We start from the raw sequence: 9,315 nt of genomic DNA, 5'->3' as shown, positions 1-9,315 counted from the left end.
CGGGCATCGCGGTCGCCGCGTTCTTCTGCTTCATGTTCTCGTGGACCGAGTACATGCTCGCCAATGCGCTGACGACGATCGATGCCAAGCCCATCGCCGGCATCATGACGCGCGCCGCTGGCGTCTTGTCGGGCGATATCGCGCTGCTCTCCGCGGCGAGCGTCATTGCCCTCCTTCCCGGCATCCTGCTCATCATCTTCGTCAGGAAGCACCTGGCAACGGGCTTCTCGATGGGGCGGGTGATGTAGGCCGCAAGTCGAAGCGCGCGGAGGCTCGCGCGCTGCGGCCAGACCGGTGCGGAGAATGAATTCTACACCGCGCCGGGCTGGATCTCCTGTGCCGCCGCCCGTCAGGGTGCGGAGAAAATCGTCTTCCAGTCGTCCTTCATGCTGACGACGGTCCATCCCCTCTGTGGCGCATCCTTCAGCGCTTCGACGAGCGTGCCGCTGCTCTTGGGGTTGACGTCGTACTGGTATTCCCGCTCGGCATCGGTGTGGCGCACGATCACCCCAAGGCTGGGCCTCGGGTTATTGATCGTTCCGTATTCCAGCATCTGCTTGTCGCCGTCGGAATTGCCGAACACGGCGATGGGGCGCCTGCCGATGAACTGGTGGATTCCGGCAGGCTTTCCAGCCTTGTCGTCGACGAACAGGTGATCGAGGGTCTTCACCAGCACCGGCCCCGTCTCACGCAGTTCATAGGTCACGCGCCCGGTTGAGCCCACCACCTGCTCCGGCGGGATGCCGTAGACCCGCTCAGTCCACACGCGCAAGAAGTCCGCCCCGCCGCCGGAGACGATGAAGGTCTTGAAGCCGTTGGCGCGCAGATAGCCCAGCACCTCCTGCATCGGCTGGTAGGTCAGCTGGTCATAGGGCCTGTCGAACTTCGGGTGCTTCGCCGTGGCGAGCCAATCGGTCACGCGCTGGCTGAACTCCTCCGTCGTTATGCCGGCATGGGTCAGCGCAATGATGTGCAGCAGGCCGTCGTGGTGCTTGCCCTCAAGAAGCTTGGCGATGTCGCCTGCCAGCAGCGCCTGCACCATGGGGTCGTCCTTCAGCTCGGGCTTCTCCGCCATGAGCCGCTTCACCTCGTCGAAGGCGAAAGCGAGCTGGAATGGCAGTGGATTCTCCGGCCACAGGCATCCGTCATTGTCGAACACCGCGATGCGCTCCGGCACCGGCACGAAATTGGCCGAGCCTTCCGTCGTCACGCCTTCGACGAAGGAGATGATGGCGGCCTTCGCCGCCCCCTCGTTCCAGGACGGCAGCGGGTCTTGGGCACTGGCCGCGCCGGGCAACAGCGCAGCCAGCATGAGGGTGGCGAGGGCCAGTAGCGCCCCCCGCAGAGTCACTTTGGTGTTCAGGATCATCTTACCCGCGCTCCTTGCGTCCGTTGGCTTGAATACAGGCACTCATACAGGCGGCTGATGGCCCCGACTGTCCGGGGCTCGACAATCTTCGCGGCAGAGGTTCAGCGTGAGAAGATGTAGAGCCTGAGCGATCCGTTGGACGAGATCTGCGCGCCCGCCACCTGGTTTGGATCGATGCCGCGTTTGGCGAGGGCCTCCCGGGTCGCCGGGTTGGATTTCAGGGCCTGCCGCAACTTGGCAACGCCGGCGGCGTTCCGGCTGACCATGATCCGGTATTCGGCCGGGTCCGGCAGGTCCGAGAAGGCCGTCATGGGGTTGAAGTCCAGCCGCACCACGCCGACGCTGGGCACCCGCTTGATGGCCTTGACCTGGCTGGCGCGGTTGCCGGCGTTCATGATGGCGGAACTCGCTCTCTGGATGTCGGCGCCCGAAACCTGCGCCGTGGCGTCTGGCACGCCTGCTGCGGCCACCCAGACGGCGACGGCAATCAACAGGACGATCACGTGTTTCATCTCATGTCTTCCTTTCATGTTGCGGTTCCAATCTAGCTGTTTAGACCCGCGCGCGCGATATTCAAATCCCGTCAGGGGCTCGTCTCGCGCAGCGCCTGCAGGCTCAAGGCGGGTTCGAATTCGCGCATGCCGGTGACGAGGCCGTGCAGGAAGTTCTTGAGGCCGATCCTCTGGCGCACTGGCACGCCAGCCTCCTCGCCCTGCATGAAGGCCCTCAGCGAGAACCGCCGGTCCGACACCACGCGGTGCAGTTCCTCATCGATGCGCTCCATGACCAGCACGGGGCCCGGAACGCCGTCGGGCAGGGCGGAACCCACGAAGCGGTTGGTCACCGGCACGAAGATGTCGGGCACCAGGATCTCCTCCACCGCGACGGCGGTACCGAGCGATTTCTCGTCGCGGTCCACGATGTAAAGGGATGCGAGCCGGAAGTCCTTTTCGCGCGCCTGGTCGGCAAGGCCGCGCCCGGCTGCCGCCTCGCAGAAGCCTGCCAGCAGTCTCGCCGGAAGGTCGATCACGTAGTCGCGCCCGGCGCGGGTCAGCATGGTGTCGAACACCCTGGCCTGGCCCTCCGGCATCGTGAAATCGACCAGCGCCGTTCGCCCCGGGAAATAGGCCCGCAGCATCGCCTCCGGGTGGGCAAGGTCGAAGCAGAACGGATCGCGGCCCTCCAGCAACAGGAAGTCGACGAGCACGCGGGCGAGCAAGGTCTTGCCGTTCCGGGACTGGTCGGAACAGACGATGAAGACCGTGGGTGGGGCAGGCATGCGGGGCCAGACGTGTCCAATCGATGATGGACAGCCTTCTAGCAGGATTCCCATGCTGAGTACACGGGGAGCGCGCAGCCCCTCACCCCAGGGGTGCATGGGCAGGCATTCCGTCTATCCGTCGCCTACCGGGCTTGGAGTGGCGGTGATTCTCTGGCAAAAGCCGCAATTCGGGAGAAGGACCCTCTTCATGACCCTGTTGTACATCGGCGCGCTGCTCTTCGGCGGCACCCACCTGTTCTCGATCCTGTTTCCGGGGCTGCGCGACGGCCTCAAGGCGCGGCTCGGGGAGAAGCCGTGGAAGGGGCTCTATGCCATCCTGTCGCTTGCCGGGCTGGTCTTTCTGATCATGGGCTACAGCCAGTCGCGCGCCGGGCCCGCCACGGCGGACATTCTGTATGAGGGCTGGTACGAGATGCGCCATCTCACCATGCTCCTGATGCTGTTCGCTTTCATCCTGATCGGCGCCTCCCACGGCAAGGGCTACCTCAAGACCTGGCTGCACAATCCGATGTCGATCGGCATTGTGCTGTGGGCGGGCAGCCACCTGCTGGTCAACGGCCAGCGCGCCGATGTCTGGCTCTTCGCGCCCTTCCTCCTCGTCGGCCTTGCCGACATCCTGATGTCGGAACTGCGCGGCAAGAGGCCCGGGCACACGCCGCGCATCCGCTCGGATGTGATCGCGGTGGTGGCCGGCGTGGTGCTCTACCTGGTCTTTGCCTTCGGCTTCCATCCTTATGTGCTCAACGTGCCGGTGGCCGGATGATCCTGCTCGCCGCCGGCGTCGTTCTCACAGCACTCATGCATCTCGTGGCAGCGGTTCCCCCGCTCAAGGCGCGCATCAAGCAGAGGGTGGGCGAGAAGGCCTATGGCCCCGCCTTCGGCATCGCCTCGCTCGCTGGCATCGCCATCATCGTGGCGGGCTGGCGCGCCTCGGGCTTCGTGCCCGTCTACGATGCGCCGGACTGGGGGCGCCACGCCAATTACCTGCTGACCCTCATCGGTTTCGTCTGCCTCGGCATCTTCATCTTCCGCGGCAGCCTGCGGCAAAAGCTGCGCTTCCCGATGGCGCTGGCCGTGATCTTCTGGGCGGTGGGCCACCTCCTTGCCAATGGCGACATGGCAAGCCTCATCCTGTTCGGCGGCTTCCTGGCCTATGCGCTGGCGCATGCCGCCATCGGCACGGCCAATGGCGTCAGGCCCTCACCGGAGGTGCGCGGCGGGCATGATCTGGTGTCGATCCTCATCGGCATCGCGCTTTATGGCGTGGTGGTGCAAATGCACGGCGCGCTGTTCGGCGTGCCGGTGTTTCAACTGCCCTTGCCCCAGTGACGCTGCGGGACTAGACTTCCCCCATGTCACAGCATGCAGCCACGCGCCGTGTCACGGCGCCGGAGATCACGGCGCGAAAGGGCCAGGAGCCCATCGTGTCGCTCACCTCCTATCACGCTCACACGGCGGCGATCGCCGACAAATACGTCGACTTCCTGCTGGTGGGAGATTCCCTCGGCATGGTGATGCACGGCTTTGAATCGACGCTGCCCGTGCCGCTTGACCTGATGATCCTGCACGGACGCGCGGTGATGCGTGGCGCCAAGCGCGCCCTTGTCGTCGTCGACATGCCGTTCGGCTCCTATGAGGAAAGCCCGGCACAGGCCTTCCGCAACGCCGCCATGGTGGTGAAGGAAACCCAGTGCGGCGCCATCAAGCTCGAAGGCGGCAAGCGCATGGCGGAGACCATCCACTTCCTCACCGAGCGCGGCATTCCGGTGATGGCGCATATCGGGCTCACGCCGCAGTCGATCAACATTCTCGGCGGCTTCAAGACACAAGGCCGCACGCGGGAGCAATGGGCCATCATCGAGGAGGATGCCCGCGCCGTTACCGAGGCCGGCGCCTTCGCCGTGGTCCTCGAGGCCGTTGCCGAGCCGCTCGCCGCGAAGATCACGCGGGAGATCCCGATCCCCACCATCGGCATCGGCGCCTCTCCCGCCTGCGATGGCCAGATCCTGGTGATGGAAGACATGCTGGGTCTGAGCCCCCGCGTCCCGAAATTCGTCAAGGAGTTCGGCAAGGTGGGTGCCGCGATCGAAGGCGCCATCCGCATGTATGCCGAAGAGGTCCGCGCACGGAGCTTCCCCGCGCCCGAGAACACCTATGAAATGAAAGACTGAGACGGCCTGCCGCGCGCCCGCTCGACCAGGCGAGGATCATCTTGCCGCCACAGAGCAATTCTAGCCTGATAGGCAGGCAAGTGAAAGGGAAGGCCATGACGGTCTCGCGTCGGCGGTTTCTGGCGGGTGCTGCGGCACTGGCGGGCATGCCCCGGCTGGCCCGCGCCGAAGTCCTGACGGCCGACGGCTTCATTGAAATCCGCGCTGCCCCCGCCCGGCTCCGTTTGCTGGAGGATGGCTCGGGCGAGACGGCGGCGTGGCTTCTGGGAAGCAGCCCTGGGCCATTGGTGATCCGCGCCCGCCAGGGCGAGGAGCTGAAGCTCCGCTTCATCAACGATCTCGACCGTGAGGTCTGGCTGCACTTCTTCGGCGTGCGCGGGCCCGCCGAGGTGATGACCATCAACATCCTGCCGGGGCCGGACCAGGCGGTCGACTGCGTGTTCACCCCGCCCGATGCCGGCACCTTCTGGATCGCGCCCATGGCGGACCAGTCGCGGCTGCGCGACATGGGGCTGTCCGCCGTGCTCGTCGTTGCCGAACGAGAGCCGCTCCCCGGCCTCGAGGATACGGTGCTCGTGCTCGACGACTGGAAGCTCGATGAGGGCGGGGCCATCGCCGGCGCCTTTGGCGATGTCGAGGCGATGGTGGGCGAGGGCCGCCTCGGCAACTGGTTCACCGTCAACAACCGGTTCCGCCCCCGAATCCCCCTGCGGCGGGACGCCTATACGCGGCTCAGGCTCGTCAATGCCGCCAATGTCCGGACCATGGGTCTCCTGTTCAAGGGCGCCGACCCGCTCCTCCTCGCGCGGGACGGGCAGCCGGTACGGCCTGGCCTGCTCAACGGCAAGGCTCTCTCGCTCGCCCCCGGCCAGCGCGCCGATCTTCTGGTGAGCGGGGCGGAAGGCGATATCAGGCTGGCGCTCGACCTGTTCGAGGACGTGGTGGAGATCGGCTACCTGATCGCCGGGGAGGGCGGCAGTGAGCGCGCGGCCCTGGCGGAGAACTTCGCGCTTCCACCCAATGATCTTCCCGTGCCGGATCTCTCAGGCGATCCACGCACCGTCATGCTGGTGCTGCAGGGCGGCATCGGGGGAGGGCTTGCATCCGCCGTCCTCAACGGTGCCGAACGCGATCTCCGCACCTTGCTCCAGAATGGCAAGGGCTGGGCCATCAACGGTGTTGCGGGCCCCGCACCACAGCCGGCCTTCACCGCCAGCCGCGGCGAAACGATCCGGCTTCAGGTGACGAACGCCACAGCCTTCAGCCAGCCGCTGCACATTCATGGCCATGTCTGGCAGGCGATCGGCGCGGGCGACCCGGCTCCGCTGGCCGACAGCGCGGTGATTTCTGCCGGCGAAACCCTCTCGCTCGCCTTCAAGGCGGATAATCCAGGATTGTGGGCGCTGCATTCTCTCGTTGCGGAGCGGTCGGACGGAGGGCTCATTACGTCGTTTCTGGTGGATTGATGTCATTCAGGGTTGCAAAATGAGACATGCTGTAACGAAATCTTAAGGGTTTTGGCGGTCAATAGCCTCACGTGAACATTGCTGGGGAACGGCCGTCATGGTCTTCGAGGTGGCAGGATTTCTGTGTGGCGCTGTCGGCATTGCTGCGGCATTGGTGCTGCTCTATCGGCGGCAGGCGAACCGGACGCTTGAAGACATGCAACAGCATGCCAACCATCGCGCACGCGTCTGAATTGCCTTGATTTGGCCCTGCCGCTGATCTACGCCCCTCCCGACCTTTGCGCTGATGTGAGGAGCCTGCGGCTTTGAGCGATGAATCTCTGTTTCGCGAGGTGGACGAGGAAGTCCGCCAGGAACAGCTCAAGAGACTTTGGGCACGCTACGGCAGCCTTGTGATTGGCGTTTGCCTTCTCGTCATCCTGGGCGTTGGCGGCTGGCAAGGCTGGAAGTACTGGCAGGTGAAGCAGGCGGAAGCTGCGGGCGATGGCTTCTTCACCGCGGACGGGCTCGTCTCCGCCGGTAAGGCCGACGAGGCGCTGACGCAATTCGAAACGATTTCCCATCCCGGCTTCCGCGTACTCGGCGAACTGCGCGAGGCCGGCCTGCTCACATCCCAGGGCAAGACGGCCGACGCCGTGAAGATCTATGACGCGGTCGCCGCGACCGCCACGGCTGACCAGTCGCTCCGCGATCTGGCAAGCATCCGTGCCGCCGTAGCCCTCGCCGATACGGCGGAAGTGGCCGATCTCGCGGCCCGGCTCAAGCCCTTTGATGTGGAAGGCAATCCATGGCGCCATGTCGCGCGCGAGATCATGGCGTCCGCTCATTGGCGCCTCAAGGACTATGCCGCCGCCGACGCTCAGGTGCAGGCGATGCTCGGCGATCCGGAAACGCCGGGTAGCCTGCGTCAGCGGGCACAGATGATGGCCCAGCTTCTCCAGCCGCTGGTGACCGCGAAATGATTTTCGCTGGAAGGCTTCTGTTCGCTGCCACTGCCGTGGCATTGCTTTCGGGCTGCAGCACCCTCAACAGCCTGACAGGCCAGACCGACAATACGGTCCTCCCCGGACAGCGCGAGGACGCCATTCCCGGCCGCGGGAAATTCCCGGAACGGCAGGACGTTGCTGTCGGCTCCCCGTCCAGCAAGGGCAGCGGCACCGCCGCGGCGGGCAACGAAACCTTCTGCGGTCCGGATGATCCGGGCTGCGCGCCGCCGGGATCCTCGGGCGATACCTTCAGCGATCCGCAATGACCGCAACCGTCGCCATCATGGGGCGGCCCAACGTCGGCAAATCCACGCTTTTCAATCGCCTCGTTGGCCGCAAGATCGCGCTCGTCGACGACCAGCCCGGCGTCACGCGTGACCGGCGCGAGGGCGAAGCGAGGCTCGGTGACCTGCGTTTCCGCATCTTCGACACCGCGGGCCTTGACGACATCAAGGGTGACAGTCTCGAGGCGCGGATGAGCGCCCAGGCCGAAACCGCGGTTGACGATTCCGACGTCGTCCTCTTCGTCATCGATGCCCGCGCCGGGGTGACGCCCACCGACCGCGAATTCGCCGGCCGCGTGCGCCGCCGCGGCAAGCCCGTCATCCTCGTCGCCAACAAGGCGGAGGGCCGGGGCCATGAGGGTGGCCTCTACGAGGCCTTCGAACTGGGCTTCGGCGATCCCCTGCCCATTTCCGCCGAACACGGCGAGGGGCTGGACCAGCTCTACGATGCGCTTCTTCCGTATACGGAAGAAAAAGCCCAGGACGGCGAAGAAGGTGAAGACCGGGGCGATGGTCCGTTGCGGCTCGCCATCATCGGCCAGCCCAATGCCGGCAAGTCGACCCTCGTCAACACCATCCTTGGTGAAGAGCGCATGCTGACTGGCCCCGAGGCCGGCATCACGCGCGATGCGATTTCCTCCGAATTCGAATGGCGCGGCCAGAAGATCAAGCTGTGGGACACGGCGGGAATCCGCAGGAAGTCGCGCGTTGTCGGCAAGATCGAGAAACTCGCCGTGTCGGACGCGCTGCGCGCCATCCGCTTCGCCGAATGCGTCGTCGTGCTGGTCGATGCCTCGCTCCCGATCGAGCGCCAGGATTTGGCGCTGTGCGACCTCGTGGCGGGCGAAGGGCGTGCCGTGGTGCTGGCACTCTCCAAGTGGGACCTCGTGGAAGAGAAGCAGAAGAAGCTCAAGGAGGTCATGAGCGACATGGAGGACGTGCTGCCGGAGATCCGCGGCGTCCCGATCGTCACACTCTCCGCCAAGCAGGAAAAGGGCATCGACAAGCTGCTCCAGGCCGTGCTCGGCGCCATGGAGCGCTGGAACCGCCGCGTTCCAACCTCGCAGGTCAACCGCTGGCTCGAAGGCGCCGTCGAGCGCAACCCGCCTCCCGCACCCTCAGGCCGCCGCATCAAGATCCGTTACGCCACCCAGGCGAGCGCCCGCCCGCCGACATTCGCCATCTTCGGCAACCAGCTTTCGAAGATGCCGGAAAGCTACGTCCGCTACCTGATGAACGGCCTGCGCGAGGCCTTCGACCTCAAGGGCGTGCCCATCCGCTTCAGCCTGCGCGGTGGCAAGAATCCGTTCGACAAGGACCGGTAGGCCAGAGGCTTTCGTCCGGCCTTCCTTCCCTTCTCCCATTGCGTGCCGCAACGGGAGAAGGGAAACCTCGCCACGAGTCCCTTCTCCCGTCCAAAGGATGGGAGAAGGTGCCCGAAGGGCGGATGAGGGCCTGGCACGGCGAGTCGCATTTCCCAAACATCGTGCCACGCCGATGCAACCCTCATCCGGCCTTCGGCCACCTTCTCCCATTGCGTACCGCAACGGGAGAAGGGAAACCTCACCACGAGTCCCTTCTCCCGTCGCGGCGCGATGGGAGAAGGTGCCCGAAGGGCGGATGAGGGCCTCTCACGGCGAGTCACATTCCCAAACATCGTGCCACGCCGATGCAACCCTCATCCGGCCTTCGGCCACCTTCTCCCATTGCGTACCGCAACGGGAGAAGGGAAACCTCACCACGAGTCCCTTCTCCCG

Annotated in this window: 11 protein-coding genes and 1 pseudogene; 9 read left to right on the top strand and 3 right to left on the bottom strand. The window is 65.4% G+C overall.

What is annotated here, in order from left to right; all coding sequences use genetic code 11:
- Positions 1–248 (top strand): annotated as a pseudogene (locus tag ACILRA_RS14715) (carbohydrate ABC transporter permease); the annotation flags it as partial.
- 101 nt (positions 249–349) lie between these two features.
- Here the strand turns inward: ACILRA_RS14715 and ACILRA_RS14710 are convergent.
- The 3 genes from ACILRA_RS14710 to ACILRA_RS14700 form a co-directional block, all read right to left on the bottom strand.
- Entirely contained in the window at positions 350–1,369 is a 1,020-nt protein-coding gene (locus ACILRA_RS14710) for an HAD family hydrolase (RefSeq protein ID WP_395662840.1), read from the bottom strand.
- A gap of 101 nt (positions 1,370–1,470) precedes the next feature.
- Positions 1,471–1,881, bottom strand: coding sequence for a hypothetical protein (locus ACILRA_RS14705; RefSeq protein WP_395662839.1), 411 nt, complete (start codon positions 1,879–1,881; stop codon positions 1,471–1,473).
- A 71-nt stretch (positions 1,882–1,952) separates the two neighbouring features.
- Positions 1,953–2,648, bottom strand: a complete 696-nt coding sequence (locus ACILRA_RS14700) for a hypothetical protein (RefSeq protein WP_395662838.1) — start codon at positions 2,646–2,648, stop codon at positions 1,953–1,955.
- Between the two features lie 190 nt (positions 2,649–2,838).
- On the opposite strand from ACILRA_RS14700, the gene ACILRA_RS14695 reads away from it, so the two are divergent.
- From ACILRA_RS14695 to der, 8 genes are all read left to right on the top strand, one after another.
- A complete protein-coding gene (locus ACILRA_RS14695; RefSeq protein ID WP_395662837.1) occupies positions 2,839–3,414 on the top strand; it encodes an NnrU family protein in 576 nt (191 codons plus the stop codon).
- Positions 3,411–3,980, top strand: coding sequence for an NnrU family protein (locus ACILRA_RS14690; protein WP_395662836.1), 570 nt, complete (start codon positions 3,411–3,413; stop codon positions 3,978–3,980). Before ACILRA_RS14695 ends, ACILRA_RS14690 begins: the two co-directional genes overlap by 4 nt.
- Before the next feature lie 23 nt (positions 3,981–4,003).
- Positions 4,004–4,822 (top strand): 3-methyl-2-oxobutanoate hydroxymethyltransferase, encoded by an 819-nt coding sequence (gene panB / locus ACILRA_RS14685; protein WP_395662835.1) that lies wholly within the window; start codon positions 4,004–4,006, stop codon positions 4,820–4,822.
- A 95-nt stretch (positions 4,823–4,917) separates the two neighbouring features.
- Complete coding sequence (locus tag ACILRA_RS14680; protein ID WP_395662834.1) at positions 4,918–6,288, top strand: multicopper oxidase family protein; 1,371 nt, start codon at positions 4,918–4,920, stop codon at positions 6,286–6,288.
- Between the two features lie 97 nt (positions 6,289–6,385).
- On the top strand, positions 6,386–6,520 hold the full coding sequence (locus tag ACILRA_RS14675) for a hypothetical protein (protein ID WP_395662833.1): 135 nt from the start codon (positions 6,386–6,388) through the stop codon (positions 6,518–6,520).
- Between the two features lie 73 nt (positions 6,521–6,593).
- Entirely contained in the window at positions 6,594–7,250 is a 657-nt protein-coding gene (locus ACILRA_RS14670; RefSeq protein ID WP_395662832.1) for a tetratricopeptide repeat protein, read from the top strand.
- A complete protein-coding gene (locus ACILRA_RS14665; RefSeq protein ID WP_395662831.1) occupies positions 7,247–7,540 on the top strand; it encodes a hypothetical protein in 294 nt (97 codons plus the stop codon). Before ACILRA_RS14670 ends, ACILRA_RS14665 begins: the two co-directional genes overlap by 4 nt.
- A complete protein-coding gene (gene der / locus ACILRA_RS14660; protein ID WP_395662830.1) occupies positions 7,537–8,883 on the top strand; it encodes a ribosome biogenesis GTPase Der in 1,347 nt (448 codons plus the stop codon). The genes ACILRA_RS14665 and der overlap by 4 nt, the downstream gene beginning before the upstream one ends.
- Positions 8,884–9,315: the final 432 nt, after the last annotated feature.

Origin of the sequence: Aestuariivirga sp., from assembly GCF_044239095.1 — a bacterium.
Lineage (GTDB): Bacteria > Pseudomonadota > Alphaproteobacteria > Rhizobiales > Aestuariivirgaceae > Aestuariivirga.
Note: the sequence above shows the minus strand (reverse complement) of the source record. Positions and strands in the feature narration are given on the sequence as shown.

Bases quoted from the DNA above. Each gene is read 5' to 3' on its own strand.
- ACILRA_RS14710 (WP_395662840.1), bottom strand. From the start codon at position 1,369: ATGATCCTGAACACCAAAGTGACTCTGCGGGGGGCGCTACTGGCCCTC.
- ACILRA_RS14705 (WP_395662839.1), bottom strand. From the start codon at position 1,881: ATGAAACACGTGATCGTCCTGTTGATTGCCGTCGCCGTCTGGGTGGCC.
- ACILRA_RS14700 (WP_395662838.1), bottom strand. From the start codon at position 2,648: ATGCCTGCCCCACCCACGGTCTTCATCGTCTGTTCCGACCAGTCCCGG.
- ACILRA_RS14695 (WP_395662837.1), top strand. From the start codon at position 2,839: ATGACCCTGTTGTACATCGGCGCGCTGCTCTTCGGCGGCACCCACCTG.
- ACILRA_RS14690 (WP_395662836.1), top strand. From the start codon at position 3,411: ATGATCCTGCTCGCCGCCGGCGTCGTTCTCACAGCACTCATGCATCTC.
- panB (WP_395662835.1), top strand. From the start codon at position 4,004: ATGTCACAGCATGCAGCCACGCGCCGTGTCACGGCGCCGGAGATCACG.
- ACILRA_RS14680 (WP_395662834.1), top strand. From the start codon at position 4,918: ATGACGGTCTCGCGTCGGCGGTTTCTGGCGGGTGCTGCGGCACTGGCG.
- ACILRA_RS14675 (WP_395662833.1), top strand. From the start codon at position 6,386: ATGGTCTTCGAGGTGGCAGGATTTCTGTGTGGCGCTGTCGGCATTGCT.
- ACILRA_RS14665 (WP_395662831.1), top strand. From the start codon at position 7,247: ATGATTTTCGCTGGAAGGCTTCTGTTCGCTGCCACTGCCGTGGCATTG.
- der (WP_395662830.1), top strand. From the start codon at position 7,537: ATGACCGCAACCGTCGCCATCATGGGGCGGCCCAACGTCGGCAAATCC.